Origin of the sequence: Ruegeria arenilitoris (assembly GCF_013031355.1) — a bacterium.
In the GTDB taxonomy this organism is placed as follows: domain Bacteria; phylum Pseudomonadota; class Alphaproteobacteria; order Rhodobacterales; family Rhodobacteraceae; genus Ruegeria; species Ruegeria arenilitoris_C.
In genome coordinates, this window is sequence record NZ_WPZO01000007.1 from 74,022 (window position 1) to 93,760 (window position 19,739).

The window sequence follows — 19,739 nt, forward strand, 5'->3', positions numbered from 1 at the left end:
AGGGGACCTTACATCAATTCACGGACGTCTGTCAGCCGTCCTGTGATTGCCGCTGCGGCAGCCATTGCGGGGCTCAGCAGGTGGGTGCGTCCACCGCGGCCCTGACGGCCTTCGAAGTTGCGGTTCGAGGTCGCGGCACAGCGTTCGCCCGGTTGCAGCTGGTCGGGGTTCATCGCCAGACACATCGAGCATCCCGCCAGACGCCATTCGAAACCGGCCTCTTTGAAGATGTCGGCCAGACCTTCTTCTTCGGCCTGAGCGCGAACAAGACCCGAGCCGGGCACGACCATGGCGCGCAGACCGTCCTTGATCTTTTTGCCCTTCAGGATTTCAGCCGCGGCGCGCAGGTCTTCGATACGGCCGTTGGTGCAGGACCCGATAAAGACAGTGTCGATTTCCACATCGCTCAGCTTTTGGCCGGCTTCCAGCCCCATGTATTCGATCGAACGGCGGGCCGCGTCGACCTTGCCGCCTTCGAAATCATCTGGATGAGGCACGGTTGCTGTGATCGGCAGAACGTCCTCGGGGCTGGTGCCCCATGTGACGACCGGCGCGATGTCTTCGCCGCGCAGGGTGATGACCTTGTCGAAATGCGCGTCTTCGTCGGTATAAAGCGTTTTCCACCACGCCAGAGCCGCTTCCCACTGAGCGCCTTTCGGGGCGTGCGGGCGGCCCTGGACATATTCATAGGTGGTCTCGTCCGGCGCGATCAGACCGGCGCGGGCGCCACCTTCGATCGCCATGTTGCAGACGGTCATGCGGCCTTCCATCGACAGATCGCGGATCGCTTCGCCGCAATACTCGATGACATAGCCGGTGCCGCCAGCGGTGCCGGTCTCGCCGATCACGGCCAGAGTGATATCCTTGGCGGTCACGCCCGGCTGCAGTTTGCCGGTGATCTCCACCTTCATGTTCTTGGATTTCTTCTGGATCAGTGTCTGGGTGGCCAGAACGTGCTCAACCTCGGACGTGCCGATGCCGTGCGCCAAAGCGCCAAACGCGCCGTGGGTGGCAGTGTGGCTGTCGCCGCAAACGACCGTCATGCCGGGCAGGGTCCAGCCTTGCTCGGGGCCGACGATGTGCACGATGCCCTGACGGACGTCATGCACCGGGTAATAGTGAATGCCGAAATCCTTGGCATTCCTGTCCAGCGCTTCGACCTGAATGCGCGATTCCGGGTTTTCGATCCCATGCACACGGTCCGCAGTGGTCGGCACGTTGTGATCCGGCACGGCGATTGTTTTTTCCGGCGCGCGCACCTTGCGGCCCGCCATGCGCAGGCCTTCGAACGCCTGCGGGCTGGTCACTTCGTGGACCAGGTGGCGGTCGATATACAGCAGGCAGGTGCCATCATCGGCTTCATGCGCGACATGGGCATCCCAGATCTTGTCATAGAGTGTTTTGGGGGACATTGGTCCTCTCCCGTATGTAATGAGAAATAGCTGGCGAGTGGCTGGACGCCGCTTATAGGCGGGCCAGAACCGTGCGGGCGGCCCCAAAGAACCGTTCACGCAGGCGCGTGCGGTCTTGCAACGTCGGTGCTGGGGCCAAGGTGAGTCTCATGCGCACCAGATATATCGCGTCTGGCCGTCAATCAAGGTTCAATCCCCGACGGGCTTGCATCGCGCGGAATCGCTGTCCAAGCTGGGGCCATGAATCAGGATCTGATCCCCAGCTCGCTGTCGGACCTTTATGACAACATGGTCGCGGGCTTTTCCGTGCAATTCGAAAACCTTGTCGAGCTGGTCGTCACGCCGGGCTGGCGCCAGCACCAGCTGGTCATCATTCTGGGCCTGTGGGCGTTGGCCTACGTCCTGAAATTGACGACGCAAGGCCGGTGGGAGGCCTGGGCCCGCGCCCGCGAAGGGTGGCCGAAATGGCGGTTGCGGGTTCTGGTACAGTTGATGCAGCGCCTGACGCTGGTCTATTTCGTGGTGATGTCCTGGGTGCTGTATCTGTTGATGCAGCAGGTCACATGGCCCTCGCGCAGTTATATCATCGGTGTTGTGGCGACCTTGGCCCTGGCGTGGCTGGCGATTGCGCTGGTGGCGCGGCTGGTGCGCAACCGGACCCTGCGGCGCATCTTCAAATGGGCAATGTGGGTCTATGCAACGCTTGTGGCCCTGAATCTGACCGATGACGTGGCCGAGTTTCTGGACGGCGTGGCGATTTCCATTGGTGATCTGCACATCTCGGCGCTGGGGATTCTCAAGGCGACGCTGCTGATTGGTGTTCTTCTGACGCTGGCCCGTGTAGGTACCCGTGCTGCCGAACGGGGGTTGATGAGCAATGACGACATCACCCCGTCGATGCAGGTGCTGCTGGCCAAGGGCATTCAGGTGCTGCTGTATGGCGCGGTCTTTCTGGCCGCCATCCGTACACTTGGGTTTGATCTGACAGGCATCGCGCTGCTGTCAGGTGCGATCGGTGTGGGAATTGGTTTCGGGCTGCAAAAGGTGGTTTCGAACTTGATCTCGGGGATCATCATCCTGATGGACCGGTCGATCAAGCCGGGCGATGTGATCTCGTTGGGCGATACGTTTGGCTGGATAAACGCGCTGGGCGCGCGCTATGTCTCGGTGGTCACGCGGGACGGGCGGGAATACCTGATCCCGAATGAGGATCTGATCACCAATCAGGTCGTGAACTGGTCACATTCCGACAAGTTCGTGCGATTGGATCTGGAGTTCGGCACCAGCTATGACGACGACCCGCACAAGGTCCGGGCCACGGCGATCAAAGCAGTCAAATCCGTCACTCGTGTTCTGAGCGGCGGGTCCCATGAGCCGGTCTGCCACATCACCGGTTTCGGCGACAGCAGTGTGGACTATGTGCTGCGGTTCTGGATCAGCGATCCGACCAAGGGGCTGACCAATATTCGGGGCAATGTCTATCTGGCGCTATGGGACGCCTTTAAGGAAGAAAGCATCTCGATCCCCTTCCCACAGCGCGAGGTTCGGCTGTTGTCCGACAGCGCAGACGCGCAACAGGTCGCCAAAGAGTGACTGCCTGTGCGCCCTGCGCGGCGGCCTTTCATTGAAATGTTGCATTCCCCTTGTTACCTTATTAGTACCCCTGCGCCGGGGTTTGGCGGCGCGCAGCAAAGGAGGACTATGTCCTGTCTCTACATACCCAGGCGGGTTTGCCCGCCGATGACGGAGCCGGTGTAATGGCTCACTCTCAGTCAATCAGCGACAAGCTGCTTGAACGCATCCTTTCCTCACTTTCCGATGACAAGGCCGAAGACGTCGTGCAGATCAACCTGCAAGGCAAATCCTCGGTTGCGGATCACATGGTGATTGCCTCGGGTCGGTCGACCCGTCAGGTCGCTGCCATGGCGGAAAAGCTGACGGATCGCATCAAGCAGGAATTCGGTTTCACTTCGAAGGTCGAAGGCAAGGATGCCGGTGACTGGGTGCTGATCGATACGGGCGACGTGATCGTCCATATCTTCCGCCCCGAAGTGCGTGAATTCTATCAGCTGGAAAAGATGTGGCTGCCCCAGGGCGGCAGCGCCTCAGCCAACTGAGGCGCCATCCCGGTCTGCAATAACAGGCCGGAGGCGAGAGAAATATGCGTATAAGCATTTGTGCGGTCGGGCGATTGCGTGCCGGACCGGAAAAGACCCTGCTTGACGATTACCTGACCCGATTTGACCGGACCGGCCGCAGTTTAGGCCTTGGTCCCGCGCGGGTGATTGAGGTCGAAGACAAGAAAAACGCTGGCATGGGGGCCGAGGGCGCGCTGTTGCGCAAGGCGTTGCCCAAGGGTGCGGTGATCTGCACGCTGGATGAACGCGGGCGGGTGATATCCTCGCCCGACTTTGCCAAGAAACTGGGCGGTTGGCGCGACGCGGGCCGTCAGGATCTGGCGCTGATCATCGGCGGCGCGGACGGAATAGACCCTAATCTGCGCGCCGAAGCCGATTTTTCCATCTCATTCGGGTCGATGGTCTGGCCCCATATGCTGGTCCGTGTGATGCTGGCCGAGCAACTTTACCGGGCCGCAACCATCCTGTCGGGCGGCCCCTACCACCGGGTCTGACATGGCGCAGCTTCTGATTGTTTACCATTCCCGCACGGGCGGTGCCCGGCAAATGGCCGAAGCAGCGGCTGAGGCCGCGCGCGATGAAGCCGTAACAATCCTGAAACCCGCCGATCAGGCCGGACCTGACGACCTGCTGCGTGCTGACGGCTATATCTTCTGCGCGCCCGAGAATCTGGCGGCAATTTCGGGTCTGATGAAGGAGTTTTTCGACCGCAGCTACTATCCGGTCCTGGGTCAGATCGAAGGGCGCCCCTATGCGCTAATGATCTGTGCCGGGTCCGACGGGGAAAACGCGGCCCGCCAGATGGCCCGGATTGCCACCGGCTGGCGGCTGAAAGAAGTGCAGCCGCCCCTGATCCTCTGCACCCACGCGCAGACGCCCGAGACGATCTTGGCGGAAAAGACCATCCCCGACGATCAGCTGGAAAAATGTCGCGAAATCGGCGCCGCGCTGGCAGCGGGCCTGAGTCTGGGTGTGTTCTGAGCTTCAGTTCAGATCGACCACCGTGGTGCCTTCGTTCCAACCATCCACATTGCACCGTGCCTGAACCTGCACTTGCGTAGCACCCTCGGGGATCACCACACCACTCAGCGAGCGGGTAAAAGGTTGCTCGGTCTCGTGCGGATGGTGCAGCACGCGCATTCCCAGTTCATTGCCGTCCATATCCAGCACGCGCCACCCGTCGGCGTAATGATCCCAGCCGGTGTCCGGATGGCGGATCGTCACGTCGAATCGCCATGTATCGCCACTCTGACGGGCCGAGACATTCTCGATCACGGCAGGATCGGCAAAGGCGGGTGCGGCCAAAAACGCGCTGAGAATCAGGTATCGCATATGGCGACCATACGGGGTGACGCGTGGCGGCGTCATCACGACTCTGTGTTGGGCGGCAGGGTCAAAAGCACCGAGCGGGAATGGGATGCGAATTCGCGCCGGTAGAGAACGCCCAGAGTGATGACCGTCCCGAGTATCAGGGCAAGCGGCCCCAATATCCACGCCAGCGAGGCCAGCGCGAAATAGGTGGCGCGCAGGCCGCGATTGAAACTGCGCGCGGCGGTGACGCAAATCTCGGCCGCTTGTGCGGCGCGCGGATAGGCTTGCGGGTCTTCGGGGTCGTTTGGGACCGCAGCCATCAGCACCGCGCAATATCCAAACAACCGATGCGCCCAGACGTATTTCAGGAACGCATTGGCCAGAAACAGGATAACCACCAGTATCTTGATCTCCCACACCAGTGCCGGGGCGCTGCCGATGGCCAGATCGCTGGCGACGCCCGCCAGCCGTTCGGTGTTTCCCAGCAATGCCAGCCCGCCCCCGATGGCAATCATGGTGGTCGAAGCAAAGAAGGTACTGCCCTGCCGCATCGCTGCTACGACTTGGGCATCGAACATCCGGGGCTGCCTTGTAACCATCTCGTGCATCCAGCCGCGCCGGAAGTCGTCCATCATCATCGCGACCGATTGTCTGTGTGGCGCGGGATGCTCGATCCGCCAGCCGATCCATTGCCAAGCGCCCAGCAACAGCAGTACGGCGGCATAATCCAGTGTTGAGAATAAAAGGGCTCGGTCGATCCATGTCATGTCGGTGACAGTAGGGTCAGAGATCAGAACTTGCCAGACAGGTAAATTGGTAATATTATTTTACCAAACGGAGGATAAGCGATGGAAATGCCCCGGCCAAACCCCGAAATCTTGGCGCGCAAGCAGGCCGTTCTGTCGCGCCTGTTGCAGGTGTTGCCTGAGGATGCCGTGATCCATGACCCGGCTGAAACCCGCGCCTATGAATGTGACGCGCTGACCGCCTATCGCTGCCCGCCGATGCTGGCAGTGCTGCCGTCGAACACGCAAGAGGTCTCGGACGTGCTGCGCATCTGCCATGACGAGGGCGTGCCGGTGGTGCCGCGCGGCTCGGGCACGTCACTGGCGGGCGGGGCGCTGCCCACTGCGGATTGTGTCATTCTGGGCGTCGCCCGGATGAATGAGGTGCTGGAGACCGACTACGATAACCGCTTCATCCGCGTTCAGACCGGCCGCACCAACCTGAGCGTGACCGGTGCGGTCGAGGAAGAGGATTTTTTCTATGCCCCCGATCCGTCTTCGCAACTGGCTTGCGCGATTGCGGGCAACATCGCGATGAACTCGGGTGGGGCGCATTGCCTGAAATACGGCGTGACCACCAACAACCTGCTGGGCGTGAAAATGGTGATGATGGATGGCAGCGTGGTCGAGATCGGCGGCGCGCATCTGGATGCCGGCGGGCTGGACCTATTGGGCGTCATCTGCGGATCTGAAGGGCAGCTGGGTGTGGTGACCGAAGCCACGCTGCGCATCCTACGCAAGCCCGAGGGGGCGCGGCCGGTGCTGATGGGCTTCGATGACAACGAGGTCGCTGGGCAATGCGTGTCCGACATCATCAAATCGGGCATCCTGCCAGTGGCGATTGAGTTCATGGACACGCTCTGCATCAAAGCCTGCGAGAATTTTGCCCATGCGGGTTATCCGGATTGCCACGCTCTCTTGATTGTCGAAGTCGAAGGGTCGGAAGCCGAGATCGACGATCAACTGTCGAAAATCATCGAGATCGCCAGGCGCCACAACCCGGTGGAGTTGCGCGAAAGCCAGTCGGCCGAGGAAAGCGCCAAGATCTGGCTGGGCCGCAAATCGGCCTTTGGTGCGATGGGTCAGATGAACGACTACATGTGTCTGGATGGGACGATCCCGGTGTCTTCGCTGCCTGAAGTCCTGCGGCGGATCGGTGAGCTAAGCGCGGAATACGGCCTGCCCGTGGGCAACGTGTTCCATGCAGGTGACGGCAATATGCACCCGTTGATCCTGTTCGATGCCAACAAGCCCGGTGATCTGGAAAAATGTGAGGCGTTCGGGGCCGATATCCTGAAACTCTGCGTCGATGTCGGCGGTTGTCTGACCGGTGAGCATGGCGTGGGCATCGAAAAGCGCGATCTCATGTCACATCAATACACGCCTGCGGACCTTGAGGCGCAGATGGCCGTCAAGGATGTGTTCGATCCCAAATGGCTGCTGAACCCCGCCAAGGTGTTTCCTCTGGATGCGTCCGAATCCCGTCGGGATGTACGGATTGCTGCGGAATAACAGGCTCTAAAAAAGAAGATTTGCGATGAAACCTGAGACAGAGGCCGAACTGGCCGAGATGGTGGCCGGGCTGAGCGAACCGATGCGGATTGTCGGCGGCGGTACGCGCGGGGTGGATGGGCTGGAGGCGGTGCTTGAGACATCGGGGCTGAGCGGAATTACCCTCTATGAACCTGGCGCGCTGACCCTGGTGGCGCAGGCAGGCACGCCCGTGGCCGAGATTGAGGCTGCTTTGGAGGCCGAAGGGCAGCAACTGGCGTTCGAGCCGATAGACCATCGCGGGCTGCTGGGCACCAGCGGGACGCCCACCATTGGTGGTGTTGTGGCCGCCAATATCTCGGGTCCGCGCCGTATTCAGGCCGGGGCTTGCCGCGACTTCCTGCTGGGTGTGCGCTATGTCGATGGCATGGGGCAGGTGATCAAGAATGGCGGTCGGGTGATGAAAAACGTGACCGGGTACGATCTGGTCAAGCTGATGGCCGGGTCGTGGGGTACGCTTGGAGTTCTGACCGAAGTGTCGCTGAAGGTGCTGCCCAAGCCAGAGGCCGTTGCGACCCTAGGTGTTCACGTCGCGGATGCCGGGGATGCGGTTCAGGCCCTGTCTGCTGCGCTGAAATCTCCGTTCGAAGTCAGCGGGGCCGCTTATGACCCGCAAGACGGGCGGGCGCTGTTGCGGGTTGAGGGGTTTTCGGACTCAGTGGCGTATCGGACAGAACAGTTGAAATTCACGCTTTCGGGGTTTGGCGAGATCACCGAGGTCTCGGACCCTGTCGAATTGTGGCGGAATCTGCGCGATGTCAGGCCGTTTCACGGGCAGGAGGGTGATGTCTGGCGGATTTCGGTCAAGCCAACCGATGCGCCTGAAATCTTGACCCGGCTTGAAGCAGATCAGACTCTGCTGGATTGGGGCGGAGGCCTGATCTGGGCGCGCGTTCCCGAAGGCTCCGATTTGCGTTCCCGGATAGGAGTATTCGAAGGTCACGCGACGCTGGTGCGCACAGAGGCAAAAACAGTCGAGGCCTTGGGTCGGTTTCAACCTGAATCCTCCGGCATTGAGGCTCTAACAAAAGGATTACGGGCGCGTTTTGATCCTCGGGGTATCCTTAATCCGGGGCTGATGGGGTAAGCCGATGCAGACGACGTTCACGGAAAAACAGCTTCAAGACCCTGCAATCCAGCGCTCGAATGAGATCCTGCGCAGCTGTGTGCATTGCGGGTTCTGCACCGCCACATGCCCGACCTATCAGGTGTTGGGGGATGAACTGGACAGCCCGCGCGGGCGTATCTACCTGATCAAGGACATGCTGGAAAATGAGCGTGTGCCGGACGAAAAGACCGTCAAGCACATCGACCGCTGCCTGTCCTGTCTGGCCTGCATGACGACCTGCCCGTCGGGCGTGCATTACATGCATCTGGTCGACCACGCGCGGGAATATATCGAGGCCAATTACAAGCGCCCCTTCACCGATCGCGCGCTACGCTGGGTGCTGGCGCAGATTCTGCCCTATCCGATGCGGTTCCGCTGGGCGCTGATCGGGGCCAAGCTGGGTCGCCCGTTCCGGTTCCTGATGCCCGATGCCCGGCTGCGGGCGATGCTGGACATGGCGCCGAAACACATCCCGCCTGTCAGTCGCAACGACGACCCGCAAAGTTTTGCACCAAAGGGGTCGCATAAAAAGCGAGTCGCGCTGATGACGGGCTGCGCGCAAAAGGCGCTGAACACCGATATCAACGATGCAACGATCCGCCTTCTGACACGGTTGGGGTGCGAGGTCGTGGTGGCCGAAGGCGCAGGCTGTTGTGGCGCGCTGACCCATCACATGGGCAAGGTGCAGGACAGCCACAAAGCGGCAGAGGCCAATATCAGAGCGTGGATGGCGGAGATGAATGGCGACGGTTTGGATGCCATCGTCATCAACACCTCGGGCTGCGGCACCACGGTTAAGGATTACGGGCATATGTTCCGCAATGATTCTTTGGCCGAGGACGCGGCGCGGGTGTCGGGTATTGCGATGGATGTCAGCGAACTGCTGGTGCAGTTGGACTTGCCGGAAGGCACCGACGCGGGTTTGACCGTCGCCTACCACGCGGCCTGTTCCCTGCAGCACGGACAAAAGATCAAATCCCATCCCAAAGACCTGTTGAAAAAGGCAGGTTACGCTGTGTTAGAGCCTGTTGACAGCCACCTGTGCTGTGGCAGCGCGGGCACGTATAACCTGATGCAGCCTGAAATCTCGGGCCAGTTAAAGCAGCGCAAGGTCAGAACGCTTGAGGCGAAGAACCCCGATGTGATCGCTGCGGGCAATATCGGCTGCATGATGCAGATCGGATCGGGCACGGATGTTCCTGTTCTTCACACGGTCGAGCTGTTGGACTGGGCAACCGGCGGCCCCAAACCGCGGGCCCTGCAAGATGACCGTGCGCCAGAGGTTCCGATCCTCAGGTAGACGTCAATGATGCAGCGGTGCATCAGTTTCCGGGTGAAACCGCATCCGGCGTTGCCGCCCTATTTTCGCCCCACCGGGGCCGTAGGAACGTAAGCCAACAGCAACGCCGGAGAACCGCTTGCGAAACTGGATCAGGGCAATCGCGCTGGCATTGATGCCGATGACCGCCATGGCGCAGGACAGCGGGCTGAAAAGCCTGGATACCACCGATGCAGGGCGGGCGTGGATGGCTGTGGGTCGTCTGGACATCAACGGTGCGGGGTTCTGCACTGGCACGCTGATTTCTCCAACTCTGGTTCTGACCGCCGCCCATTGCCTGTTTGACAAGGCGACGGGCCAGCGGGTCGATCTGTCCGAGGTCGAGTTTCTGGCCGCATGGCGCTTGGGTCGGGCCTCGGCCTACCGAGCGGCGCGGCAGGCGGTGATTCATCCGGATTATCGCTATAGCCGCGAAACCCCAACGGCGCGGTTGGGCAATGACATTGCCCTGATCGAGTTGTGGCAACCGATACGCAATACCACCGTGATTCCCTTTGAAACTGGCGACCGGCCGCGCCGGGGGGCCGAAGTCGGTGTTGTGTCCTATGCGCGCGACCGGGCCGAGGCCCCGTCACTGCAAGAGGTCTGCTCGGTCATGACCCGCCAATCCGAAGTTCTGGTGATGTCCTGCGATGTCGAGTTCGGCTCATCCGGTGCGCCGGTCTTTTCCTTTGACGGTGACCGCCCGCGCATCGTGTCGGTGGTGGCCGCCAAGGCAGAGTTCAACGGTCAACGGGTCGCGGTCGGCACAGCGGTCGAGGGGTCGTTGCCCCTGTTGCAAGCTGAATTGTCGGCCGGTCGCGGATTTCTTGCAGACACACCCAATGGGGGCCGCAAAAGAAACATTGGCGCGAGGTTCATCAAGCCATGACACGATTTCTGCTGTGCGCTCTTCTGGGCCTGTCGCTTTTTGCCACCACGTCCCATGCCCAAAGCAACAAGCGCGAACTGACCGACCGCGAGGACCTGTTCGGCTGGGAAGCCATCGGCCGTCTGGACATCGGCAAGAGCGGATTCTGTACGGGCACGCTGATTGCGCAGGATCTGGTTCTGACCGCGGCCCATTGCGCGATCGACAAGAAAACGGGCCAAGCCTATGCCCCGGGCGAAGTGACCTTTCGGGCTGGGCTGAGCTATGGCAAATCGCTGGCCGACCGCAAAGTTGTCCAGATCGCGGTGCATCCTGATTACCTCAAACACCCCGAGCTTTCGGCCGCGTCCGTTCGGGCGGATGTCGCCCTGATGCGGTTGGAACAGCCCATCCCTTATTCCGTCGCTGATCCCTTTGTGCTGTTCAACGGCGGCGTGGCGGGAAAAGAGGTCAGCCTTGCCTCATACGGGCGCGGCCGATCCGAAGCGATCACCCGTGAACGGTCCTGCCGCATTCTGCAACGGCGGCAGGGGCTGATCACCTTCAACTGCGACATTACCTTTGGTTCATCCGGATCGGCGCTGCTGGCCCAGAACGGCCCGCGCTGGCAGATTCTGTCGGTCGTTTCCGCGGTCGGAACCGACGGGCGGCAAAAGGTCGGTTTCGGGATGGAACTGGCTGGAATCATTTCGGAACTCAAGGCCGACCTGCGCCGTGATGCGCCAAAACCCAAGGCCGCGATTCGCCGCTTGCAGGTGGGGTCGGGCAAGTCCGGTACCGGCGCGAAATTCATCTCCTCCGGCGGGTCTTGAACTCGGTCAAAATGCTCCCCATGTGAACTGTACCGGGTCGCCGCAAACGGGGCCCGGCATACTGAACCGCCCGTCCGAACGGAGGGCAAAACACAGATCGCTCAGACATGAGGATATGACATATGCGTACGTTTGATTTTGCACCGCTGCACCGCGCCACCATTGGCTTCGACCAGATCGCCGACATGATGGACCGCGTCCTGACCAACGACGTGGCTCAGCCCAGCTATCCGCCTTACAACATCGAAAAAACCGATGCCGACACCTATCGCATTTCGGTCGCCGTCGCCGGTTTTTCGGAAGATGACCTGTCGGTCGAAGTGAAGGAAAACGCGCTGATCGTCGCCGGCAAGAAAGCCGCCGAGGATAAAGAGCGCAGCTACCTGCACCGTGGCATCGCCACCCGCGCGTTCGAGCGCCGCTTTGCGCTGGCCGATCACGTGCGCGTCACCGGCGCGAGCCATGAAAACGGTATGCTGAACATCGACCTGAAGCGCGAAGTGCCTGAGGCCCTGAAGCCGCGCCGGATCGAGATTTCTTCGGCCAAGGCCATCGAAAAGGACGTGGTCGACGCCAAAGCCGTGAACTGAGGCCGTTGACTCCAAAGCGACAGTCCCGCCTCTCTGGACTGTCGCAGACTGCACGCCCCGCGCACCTCCAGGCGCGGGGCGTTGTTTTTCCCGATCGAAAACGCAGCGGCGTGACTGGTGTTAAAAACTGCGCGGAGTCGGCAGGCGTTCCAGAATCGGCGTAACAATCCCGAAATCTCTGCGAAGCTCCAGAAAGCTGACATTTTGCTGCCGGGCAATCGGGACCGGAACAGATCCGGCTTTCAGTCCAAACGGGTTTCCACGCACGCGTTCATAGTCGAAAGCAAACGCGGCTTTTGCCGCCATACACTCCCAGTTTCCACCAACTTCCTGCGTGACCGGGTTCAGCGTGTCCTGCGGATAGAGGAAACAGACCTCAACGTTTCCCTGTCGGTTCTGAGTGCGCCATTTGCCCACCACGATCCGGGAATTCCCGGGATACCACAGAAACGCATTGCCGTTGGTGTCCGTGTACTCGATCTGCGTGCCGTGCCCGGGGCTGAACGACCGCGCGGTGTTGCCGGCAAGGTAATATCGGGCGCGGGCTGTACTTGAGGAAATCTGGTTCAGATAACCGGTATCAAGCTGCCCCTGAGGGAACCTTTGCGCATAATACGCGGCGACCTGTTTACCATTGGTGCATGACACCAGCACCAGCATCAGAGCGGCAAGAAGACAGGCCGCCCTGGCTTTTCCAGACGGTGTCATTTCTGGCAATAAGCCGCCGTAACAGCGATCACGCGCTTATCCTGAAAGTAGATGATCTGCCCGTTCTGATTCATACCATTCAGGGCGTTTGTCACACGGCGCGACGAGGTGATGTGGTTTTCGATAAACACAGGTTCCCAGTCTGACGCCTGCAGGACGCAATCTTCGCGGACGCGGCCCAGCTGAAACGCCAGTTCCGGGAAACCGTTAGTGGCACCTTCTTTGAGGTCAGAGTATTTGGGATCGAAATCGGCACATCCTGCGGCTGAAACGGCCAGAACTGACAAGGCAAGGAAGGAAGCTTTTTTCATGTGGGATTCTTTCTGATTTTCAAGGATGGTCGTCACACGCAACGACCGCCAAAACGAATGTGCGGCAGCATATCCGGTGAAAAACTTTCTGTTTCAATACTTAAAGAGATCAAAAACACGGTGCTGCTAATTTTGCCGCACCGCAGGCAGACAAAGAGCGTCGACGCAGGACTTCGACGCTCTTTGCAGCTTTAACGTGAGTTAGTTTCCAGCCGTCACCGACCCAATCGACCAGAACATCGTCTCGCCCGAGGCATCGTCGACGCCGTCATTGTCGGTCATCACGAACGCCTCACCCGAGGGCAGGATGGCCAGACCTTCGATCTTGTCCAGAACGTAACCGCCGGTCGAGGTCAGGTCGGGCAGCAGGTCGCGGACCTCTTGCTTGCTGACCACGGGCAGGGGACCACCCAGTGGGGCCGGAGTCATCTCGGACAGCGGAATGCGGTAGATCTTCTTGGTCACCGCGCGATGGTCATGCTGGTTGTCGCGTTCGATGACGTAGACGTAATCACCAAAGGCCACGATTTCCGACAGGCCGACCCAGCCTTTTTCCGGGTCTGCCTTGGGATAGTGCACGGCGCCCCATTCCTTGGTGTCCAGGTCGTAGGCGACCAGTTTCACGTGGTTCTTCGGGTCGTCTTTCCATTCGCGCTGAACGGCCATCCACAGGGTGTCGCCAACCTTGGTGATGCCTTCGAACCCAAAGCGTTTCTCAACCGCCATCAGTTCCGGCGGCAGACCGATCTCGCCCTTGCGATCCTTGATCTTGCCTTCAGCCGAGACGTGGTAGATCGCGTGCGGGATGACGCGGTCGGTGCGGCCTTCGGAGGCGACATAGAAACCGCCCTTACCGTCCAGTGTGATGCCCTCAAGGTCCAACTTCTGCGCCGGGTTGCCGTCCTGGCGGTGAATGCGGATCACGTCCACGATGCGGGCGGGCTGCTGGCTGGGGTCGATCTTGAAGATCGAGGGCTGGAAGCCGTAGAAGCTGTCGTTGACCGCGTAGATCATGCCGTCTTCGTCCGCGACCAGACCGGACAGGGCACCCCATCCGATCAGTTCATCCGCACCGGCCGAGGTCAGATGCGGATAGGTGGCGGGGGCGTCCTGATATTCAAAGATCGACACGTGTGCACGCGGGCCGCCATCTTCGATCAGGTCTTTTTCATTGGCCGAGATCAGCAGGTTCCGTTCCGGGATCGCCACATAGCCTTCCGGGCCAACGCCCGAAGGCAACAGCTGTTTCAGAACCGGGTTGGCCGGATCGGTGGCGTCATAGACACCCACGACCGAGGCGCGCTCGGCCCCGACAAAGATCATCGGCGTGCCGCCAAAGGTGGCTGCGGTCACGCTTTCGGGCTCAACGCCTTTGCTGTCCGAGCGTTTGTCGGGGTAGTGGCCGATCTGGATGATGGCTTTCTCGAACTCGGTGCCGTTTTCGTAAACAACCGTCCCGTCCTTGTGGAAGATCGTCCAGCCGCGCGAACCGCCCTCATAGTCGCCTTCGTTGGCGGTGGCGAAATGGTTGTCGTCGATCCATTTCACCGCGTCCGGCTCGCGCAGGCGGCCCGGTTGGCTTTCGGTGAAGATCAGCGCGCCGCGCTCATCCGTGGCGTCGATGCCTTCCAGATCCACCGCGCCCGCCGATAAATGGCTGACTACGCTGCCGTCCTTGTCGACAACCGCAATGTGGTTGTTTTCCTGCAAGGTGACGACGGTCTCGCCCAGGCTGTTGATGTCGACGAATTCCGGCTCGGGATCGGTGGGCGCAACTTCGGCCAGACCGGTCAGCGAAGCCATCTTCATGCCCGCGCAATCCAGCGCGCCATCTTTCAGCGGCACCAGAGCCAGTGACCCGGCGGGCAGTTGCGGGATGATGCCATCATTCAGGTCTTCGTCACGCTCGTTCTCGATCGCAACGGCGACAAAGCTGCCATCCGGGGCGATGGCGACGCTGTCAGGCTGGCCGCCCAGATCGCAAGCACCGGTTTCAGCCTTGCCCGAAATATCGACCGAGATCAGCTTGCCGGACGGCGCGGTATAGCTTTCCGATGTGTTCACACCCACAAAAGCCGTCGCGCCGACGATGCCCACGGATGTCGGCTCACCGCCCACGTCCATTGCGCCTAAAGGTGCCGGGTTTGCGGGGTCGGTGATGTCGACCATACCAATCACGCCCTGTGGGCTGTCGGTGTAAACCAGCGTCATGCCATCCGCGGTCGCCGCAATGATCTCGGGCGAGGTCTCACGGGTGGTATCCGCCCCGTCGGCCATGTTCTTAACGACCGGGAAAGACGCAATTCGGTTGAAATTCATCTCTGCCACAGCCTGACCGGCGGTCAGGGCAAGGGCAGATGTCAGGCAGGCAAAGCGCAATGACATTGGTAGGTATCCCCCTTTACTTGGATGCGAGAGGGATGACCGTCGTTGATTGCGCTTTTGTGACGGATTGGATTCAGTTTGGTGACAAGCGCATTAAGAACGGCCACCGCCCGAAGGCGATGGCCGGATCGGATCAGACCGACAGGCAGACGTATTTCATCTCAAGATAGTCCTCCATGCCGTGATGGCTGCCTTCGCGGCCCAGGCCGGATTGCTTGACGCCGCCGAACGGCCCAAGCTCGGTCGAGATGATGCCGGTGTTCACGCCAACGATGCCATATTCCAGCGCCTCGGCCACTTTGTAGACGCGGCTCAGATCCTTGGCATAGAAGTAGGAGGCCAGGCCAAAGATCGTGTCGTTGGCCATGGCGATCACGTCATCCTCGTCCTCGAACTTGAACAGCGGGGCCAGCGGGCCAAAGGTTTCGTCCTGCGCGACCATCATGTCCTGAGTCACACCTGTCACGATGGTCGGCTGGAAGAAGGTTCCGCCCAGATCATGGGGCAGACCGCCGGTCAGAACCGCCCCTCCTTTGTCGGTGACGTCCTTGATATGCTCTTCAACTTTGGCGACCGCATCGGCGTTGATCAGCGGACCGGTCGTGGTGCCCGAGGTCAGGCCGTCGCCGACCTTCAACGCTTCGACCGCGGCTTTCAGCTTGGCGGCGAATGCGTCATACACCCCGGCCTGAACATAGATGCGGTTGGCGCAGACGCAGGTTTGGCCGTTGTTGCGGAACTTGCACAGCATCGCACCTTCGACAGCGGCATCCAGATCGGCGTCGTCGAATACAATGAACGGCGCGTTGCCGCCCAGCTCCATCGAGCATTTCATCACCTGCTCTGCCGCTTGCCGCAGCAGAATGCGCCCCACTTCGGTCGAGCCGGTAAAGGTCAGCTTGCGCACGCCGGGGTTTTCGCAGAACTCCTTGCCGATCTCGCTGGCCTGCGAGGACGGCACCACATTGAACACACCCGCAGGTACACCGGCCTGCTCGGCCAGTGCCGCCAGAACCAGAGCCGACAGTGGTGTTTCAGCCGCCGGGCGCGCGACAAAGGCACAACCTGCGGCCAGAGCGGGCCCAGCCTTGCGGGTGATCATCGCGTTGGGAAAGTTCCACGGCGTAATCGATGCCGCCACCCCGATGGGCTGTTTCAACACCATGATCCGCTTGTCGCGTTGGTGGCCGGGAATGGTCTCGCCATAGACCCGCTTGGCCTCTTCGCCGAAGAACTCGATGAAGGACGCGCCATAACCGATCTCGCCAACGGCTTCGGCCAGCGGTTTGCCCTGTTCGGCGGTCAGGATCTTGCCCAAGTCCTCGGCGTTTTCCATCATCAGGTCGTACCAGCGGCGCAGAATCACGGCACGTTCCTTGCCGGTCAGCTTGGCCCATTCCTTTTGTGCCACTTCGGCCTGAGCAATGGCCCCCGCCACTTGCGCCCGGCTGACATCGGCGACCTCGGCCACCACATCACCGCGGGCCGGGTTGGTCACGGCAAAGGTGCCGTTGTCGCCATCCACCCACTGGCCGCCGATATAGGCTTTGGTCACCAGCAGATCGGGGTTTTTCAGGATCGATTTCAGGTCGGTTGTTGCATCCAGCATGGGTCGGCCTCCGGCAGGAATTTGGTTCACGCGCACCCAATCAGGTGGGGTCCGAATTGTCTATGTCCACTGTGCCCTGCGGATCAATCCAGATTTGATCAAAAGTTCGGTTTTTGCGGAAGCCCAACAGATCGCAAACGGCGGCATCATGGCGCTATCTTTTTCGTGATGAGTTTGCCAAAGTCTGGATGATTTTTGGGCCCGAGGGGATGTAAAGCATCGTAACATTCCCTATCTTATTGGGTAAATAAACAAAAAAAAGGGATAGTGCAGATGTCGAACCATCAATTTGACGCCTTGATCGAAGAAACTCAGACAAAAGTCCGCGAAAGCCAGTCGCAGATTGAAAGCCTGACCTCGCGGATTGACGCCGCGCGGGCCAAGATTGGCACCGCCGAGGCGGATATCGACATCGAAAATGCCACGCTTGAGGACGTGCACGCCCATACTGAGGTGATGAACGCCAATATCGCCGAGCTGATCATGGGGCTGGACGATGTCACCAACGCGTTTTCCAAGGATTTCGACGAGATGCGCTCGAAAACCGGGTGGGAGAGCTTTGTTGGCATCTTCTCGCGCGGGAAATCGGAATCGATGCGGCAGGAGCGGATGCGCACCGCCAATATCGATGACAAGCTGCAGGACCTGATCGCCAAATCCGACGTGATCGTGAAGCTGCTGGAAGGCCAGTTGTCCGTGCTGGAAGAGCAGCGGGTGAAGGTCGAGGACAACCTGACCGGCACTCTGGACGACCGTGAGGCCACCGTGGCCGAGCTGGAAGCGCTGCGGACCGAGATTCAGGGCATGGACCCGGCCATCATCACGCTGGAAAACAAAATCGGCGTTGAACAGGACGCCGCCGCGCGCACCCAGCTTGAGACCGAACTGGCCGAGCTGAACAAGCAATACAACGCCAAGGTTCAGGAAGAGCAGGTCAAGCTGGCCAAGTCGCAAACGCTTGAGCGCTATATCGAAAAGGGCAAGACCTGGGTCGATTCGCTACAGAACCAGGCCGCGACGCAGATGGTGCTGATCAACAAGCTGCAGACAGACACGCAACAGCGCGTTGTGCTGTACGATGCCCTGACCAAATCGCTGAAAACCGCGCAGCAACAGGACGTGGCCCACCGCATCAACGAGATCGGCGTGCAGACCGACCAAGAGGCGCAGACGGCAATGGCCGCCATCGGCACCGCGACCAACCAGAAGATGGCCGACATGCTTGAGGCGCATGAGGACCACATGGTCTTTGCCCGCGACGTGCTGGAGAAAAAGGCCAAGGCCGACGAACGCTTTGCCCGCCGATTCGCGTCGATTGTCGAGAAGCATGATAAGAATTTGTATGGTGGGTGATGCTCTTTGGATATGTGAAGGACCACCGGCCCATCAAAATCAAGAGTGTCAAAGAACTGCAGCCGGGATTTAAACCTAAGTGGTTCCGAATTTGCATTGGGCTGTTCGCGGTAGTGGCGGTATTCGCAATATTGGCGCTTGTTGGAGTGCTTTCTGGCGCAAAATGGGTGGCTTCGATTGCCGGGCTAGGAGGTTTCGTCACGTACTGCGTGATGATTGCAGTCGTATTTTTCCCAAAGGTTGTCAGATTTCTGGGATATTGGTGGCCGCAGCTTGAGCTCAAAGCTTCCAACATAATTTGTTGGCTAGAACATGACTTGGATTGGAGGTTCTACTAGTGACCAACCCCACCCAAGACCATGTCGGCCTGACCGACACCTTCGCCTCGCGCCGTTATTTCCGCAAATTCGAGGTGATCACCGTCCACCTCCTGCGCGTGGCCGCGACGATGGAGGCCGAGGGCGCGATCTCGAAACAAGAGGTGCGGATCGTATCGCGCTACCTTTCGGGGCTGCTTTACACCTTCCGCGCGCTCAGCATGAAATATCTGCTGGTCGGGCGCGATACCGGGCGGTTCTTTGGCAGCCTCGCCATGGACAAACGCGACAGCGGCTTTCCGGTGGCAGCCGAGTTGCTGACCATGGCCAATGACGCGCAGCAGGCGCAGGTGCATCTGGCGAATATGCCCTCGGAAGACGACCTGAAAACAGACATGGTGCGGACGATCATTGGTGATCAGGCAATCCCCACCAAGCTGCAATTTGCGCTGTCTCAAAGGCTCTATTACGAGGAATTGCTGAAAGGTCAGCTGTTTTGGGTCCGCAACGATCCCGAATGCCACTGGATCGGGAATGAGGGGGATCGGCGCAGGTTCATGATCCACTGGGCAGTCTATGACAGCCAGATCAACCTGCCGGTCATCTACCTGATGCAGTTGGAAGACAGCGGCAAAACTGCCCTGCCCAAGGATCAGCGCCGCTGGCCCGAGGTGCAGGCGCATCTGATGGCGCAGTCTCTGGGCGGGTTGAAACTGGTGACCATCGCCAAGGGGTTCGATCAGGATTTCGACGACCTGCACCCCAAACACCTGCGCCGCATCCATGTGGGCCCGATGTATTCCTCGGCCTATACCGAGCAATCCGGTCCTTTGCGGCAAGTGTTGGAGGACGCGCAGGCGCCCGAAGGTCAGGACTGGGCGCTGGCCTGGACCACCGAAGAGCTGGAAAGCGAAGAGGTGATCGAGGAACGCGCCGGGTGGTTTTCGACCGTCGAGCGCGAAGTGTTCGCTTTGGACCCGTTCGGCGGGCAGGGGGCCGAGACCGGGGCCACCCGCACCCAACGGTCGATCATCCTGCCCCAGCGCCCGTTTCAGGTGCTGGCCGAACGCAACCCGCCGGGGTTCGCCGATGTGCGCAAGTTCGTCGTCAGCAAGACCGGGCAGGTGTTGAGATATTGA

General features: G+C 60.2%; 19 protein-coding genes. 12 read left to right on the top strand and 7 right to left on the bottom strand.

Going from position 1 to position 19,739, the window contains the following annotated elements; all coding sequences use genetic code 11:
* Nucleotides 1-8: 8 nt before the first annotated feature.
* Nucleotides 9-1,412, bottom strand: a complete 1,404-nt coding sequence (leuC, locus tag GOX63_RS16430; protein WP_170546452.1) for a 3-isopropylmalate dehydratase large subunit — start codon at nucleotides 1,410-1,412, stop codon at nucleotides 9-11.
* A 240-nt stretch (nucleotides 1,413-1,652) separates the two neighbouring features.
* Between leuC and GOX63_RS16435 the strand changes: the two genes are divergently transcribed.
* From GOX63_RS16435 to GOX63_RS16450, 4 genes are all read left to right on the top strand, one after another.
* Nucleotides 1,653-3,005 carry a mechanosensitive ion channel family protein gene (locus GOX63_RS16435; RefSeq protein WP_170327848.1) on the top strand — a complete coding sequence of 451 codons (1,353 nt, stop codon included), beginning with the start codon at nucleotides 1,653-1,655 and terminating at the stop codon, nucleotides 3,003-3,005.
* A gap of 164 nt (nucleotides 3,006-3,169) precedes the next feature.
* Nucleotides 3,170-3,529: a ribosome silencing factor gene (gene rsfS / locus GOX63_RS16440; RefSeq protein WP_170327847.1), complete on the top strand. Its 360-nt coding sequence runs from the start codon at nucleotides 3,170-3,172 to the stop codon at nucleotides 3,527-3,529.
* 44 nt (nucleotides 3,530-3,573) lie between these two features.
* Nucleotides 3,574-4,044, top strand: coding sequence for a 23S rRNA (pseudouridine(1915)-N(3))-methyltransferase RlmH (gene rlmH / locus GOX63_RS16445; protein ID WP_170327846.1), 471 nt, complete (start codon nucleotides 3,574-3,576; stop codon nucleotides 4,042-4,044).
* A 1-nt stretch (nucleotide 4,045) separates the two neighbouring features.
* The gene (locus GOX63_RS16450; RefSeq protein WP_170327845.1) at nucleotides 4,046-4,531 is read left to right on the top strand and encodes a flavodoxin family protein; all 486 of its coding nucleotides are present in this window, start codon (nucleotides 4,046-4,048) and stop codon (nucleotides 4,529-4,531) included.
* Nucleotides 4,532-4,534: 3 nt separating this feature from the next.
* Here the strand turns inward: GOX63_RS16450 and GOX63_RS16455 are convergent, their stop codons facing one another.
* Both GOX63_RS16455 and GOX63_RS16460 read right to left on the bottom strand, forming a co-directional pair.
* Entirely contained in the window at nucleotides 4,535-4,882 is a 348-nt protein-coding gene (locus GOX63_RS16455; protein ID WP_170327886.1) for a hypothetical protein, read from the bottom strand.
* A gap of 35 nt (nucleotides 4,883-4,917) precedes the next feature.
* Entirely contained in the window at nucleotides 4,918-5,628 is a 711-nt protein-coding gene (locus GOX63_RS16460; RefSeq protein WP_170327844.1) for a DUF599 domain-containing protein, read from the bottom strand.
* Between the two features lie 81 nt (nucleotides 5,629-5,709).
* Between GOX63_RS16460 and GOX63_RS16465 the strand changes: the two genes are divergently transcribed.
* The 6 genes from GOX63_RS16465 to GOX63_RS16490 all read left to right on the top strand — a co-directional run bounded on the left by GOX63_RS16465 (nucleotide 5,710) and on the right by GOX63_RS16490 (nucleotide 11,917).
* Nucleotides 5,710-7,158 carry an FAD-linked oxidase C-terminal domain-containing protein gene (locus tag GOX63_RS16465; RefSeq protein WP_170327843.1) on the top strand — a complete coding sequence of 483 codons (1,449 nt, stop codon included), beginning with the start codon at nucleotides 5,710-5,712 and terminating at the stop codon, nucleotides 7,156-7,158.
* Between the two features lie 25 nt (nucleotides 7,159-7,183).
* Nucleotides 7,184-8,284: an FAD-binding protein gene (locus GOX63_RS16470; protein ID WP_170546455.1), complete on the top strand. Its 1,101-nt coding sequence runs from the start codon at nucleotides 7,184-7,186 to the stop codon at nucleotides 8,282-8,284.
* A gap of 4 nt (nucleotides 8,285-8,288) precedes the next feature.
* On the top strand, nucleotides 8,289-9,605 hold the full coding sequence (gene glcF, locus GOX63_RS16475) for a glycolate oxidase subunit GlcF (RefSeq protein WP_170546458.1): 1,317 nt from the start codon (nucleotides 8,289-8,291) through the stop codon (nucleotides 9,603-9,605).
* Between the two features lie 118 nt (nucleotides 9,606-9,723).
* Complete coding sequence (locus GOX63_RS16480) at nucleotides 9,724-10,515, top strand: trypsin-like serine peptidase (protein ID WP_254435987.1); 792 nt, start codon at nucleotides 9,724-9,726, stop codon at nucleotides 10,513-10,515.
* Nucleotides 10,512-11,327 (top strand): trypsin-like serine peptidase, encoded by an 816-nt coding sequence (locus tag GOX63_RS16485; protein ID WP_170546461.1) that lies wholly within the window; start codon nucleotides 10,512-10,514, stop codon nucleotides 11,325-11,327. The genes GOX63_RS16480 and GOX63_RS16485 overlap by 4 nt, the downstream gene beginning before the upstream one ends.
* Before the next feature lie 122 nt (nucleotides 11,328-11,449).
* Nucleotides 11,450-11,917, top strand: a complete 468-nt coding sequence (locus tag GOX63_RS16490; RefSeq protein WP_170327839.1) for an Hsp20 family protein — start codon at nucleotides 11,450-11,452, stop codon at nucleotides 11,915-11,917.
* Nucleotides 11,918-12,037: 120 nt separating this feature from the next.
* Here GOX63_RS16490 and GOX63_RS16495 read toward each other — a convergent pair whose 3' ends face one another.
* From GOX63_RS16495 to GOX63_RS16510, 4 genes are all read right to left on the bottom strand, one after another.
* Entirely contained in the window at nucleotides 12,038-12,625 is a 588-nt protein-coding gene (locus GOX63_RS16495; protein ID WP_170327838.1) for a hypothetical protein, read from the bottom strand.
* On the bottom strand, nucleotides 12,622-12,936 hold the full coding sequence (locus GOX63_RS16500; protein ID WP_170327837.1) for a hypothetical protein: 315 nt from the start codon (nucleotides 12,934-12,936) through the stop codon (nucleotides 12,622-12,624). Before GOX63_RS16500 ends, GOX63_RS16495 begins: the two co-directional genes overlap by 4 nt.
* Before the next feature lie 201 nt (nucleotides 12,937-13,137).
* Nucleotides 13,138-15,321: an esterase-like activity of phytase family protein gene (locus tag GOX63_RS16505; protein WP_170327836.1), complete on the bottom strand. Its 2,184-nt coding sequence runs from the start codon at nucleotides 15,319-15,321 to the stop codon at nucleotides 13,138-13,140.
* Nucleotides 15,322-15,454: 133 nt separating this feature from the next.
* Nucleotides 15,455-16,930 (bottom strand): NAD-dependent succinate-semialdehyde dehydrogenase, encoded by a 1,476-nt coding sequence (locus tag GOX63_RS16510; RefSeq protein WP_170327835.1) that lies wholly within the window; start codon nucleotides 16,928-16,930, stop codon nucleotides 15,455-15,457.
* A 273-nt stretch (nucleotides 16,931-17,203) separates the two neighbouring features.
* Here GOX63_RS16510 and GOX63_RS16515 point away from each other — a divergent pair, with 273 nt between their 5' ends.
* On the top strand, nucleotides 17,204-18,283 hold the full coding sequence (locus GOX63_RS16515; RefSeq protein ID WP_170327834.1) for a hypothetical protein: 1,080 nt from the start codon (nucleotides 17,204-17,206) through the stop codon (nucleotides 18,281-18,283).
* Between the two features lie 337 nt (nucleotides 18,284-18,620).
* Nucleotides 18,621-19,739, top strand: coding sequence for a hypothetical protein (locus tag GOX63_RS16520; protein WP_170546463.1), 1,119 nt, complete (start codon nucleotides 18,621-18,623; stop codon nucleotides 19,737-19,739).

Bases quoted from the DNA above. Each gene is read 5' to 3' on its own strand.
- GOX63_RS16510 (WP_170327835.1), bottom strand. From the start codon at position 16,930: ATGCTGGATGCAACAACCGACCTGAAATCGATCCTGAAAAACCCCGAT.
- GOX63_RS16460 (WP_170327844.1), bottom strand. From the start codon at position 5,628: ATGACATGGATCGACCGAGCCCTTTTATTCTCAACACTGGATTATGCC.
- GOX63_RS16470 (WP_170546455.1), top strand. From the start codon at position 7,184: ATGAAACCTGAGACAGAGGCCGAACTGGCCGAGATGGTGGCCGGGCTG.
- GOX63_RS16465 (WP_170327843.1), top strand. From the start codon at position 5,710: ATGGAAATGCCCCGGCCAAACCCCGAAATCTTGGCGCGCAAGCAGGCC.
- GOX63_RS16435 (WP_170327848.1), top strand. From the start codon at position 1,653: ATGAATCAGGATCTGATCCCCAGCTCGCTGTCGGACCTTTATGACAAC.
- GOX63_RS16505 (WP_170327836.1), bottom strand. From the start codon at position 15,321: ATGTCATTGCGCTTTGCCTGCCTGACATCTGCCCTTGCCCTGACCGCC.
- GOX63_RS16490 (WP_170327839.1), top strand. From the start codon at position 11,450: ATGCGTACGTTTGATTTTGCACCGCTGCACCGCGCCACCATTGGCTTC.
- GOX63_RS16485 (WP_170546461.1), top strand. From the start codon at position 10,512: ATGACACGATTTCTGCTGTGCGCTCTTCTGGGCCTGTCGCTTTTTGCC.
- GOX63_RS16500 (WP_170327837.1), bottom strand. From the start codon at position 12,936: ATGAAAAAAGCTTCCTTCCTTGCCTTGTCAGTTCTGGCCGTTTCAGCC.
- leuC (WP_170546452.1), bottom strand. From the start codon at position 1,412: ATGTCCCCCAAAACACTCTATGACAAGATCTGGGATGCCCATGTCGCG.
- GOX63_RS16515 (WP_170327834.1), top strand. From the start codon at position 17,204: ATGTCGAACCATCAATTTGACGCCTTGATCGAAGAAACTCAGACAAAA.
- GOX63_RS16450 (WP_170327845.1), top strand. From the start codon at position 4,046: ATGGCGCAGCTTCTGATTGTTTACCATTCCCGCACGGGCGGTGCCCGG.
- rsfS (WP_170327847.1), top strand. From the start codon at position 3,170: ATGGCTCACTCTCAGTCAATCAGCGACAAGCTGCTTGAACGCATCCTT.
- GOX63_RS16495 (WP_170327838.1), bottom strand. From the start codon at position 12,625: ATGACACCGTCTGGAAAAGCCAGGGCGGCCTGTCTTCTTGCCGCTCTG.
- glcF (WP_170546458.1), top strand. From the start codon at position 8,289: ATGCAGACGACGTTCACGGAAAAACAGCTTCAAGACCCTGCAATCCAG.
- GOX63_RS16455 (WP_170327886.1), bottom strand. From the start codon at position 4,882: ATGCGATACCTGATTCTCAGCGCGTTTTTGGCCGCACCCGCCTTTGCC.
- rlmH (WP_170327846.1), top strand. From the start codon at position 3,574: ATGCGTATAAGCATTTGTGCGGTCGGGCGATTGCGTGCCGGACCGGAA.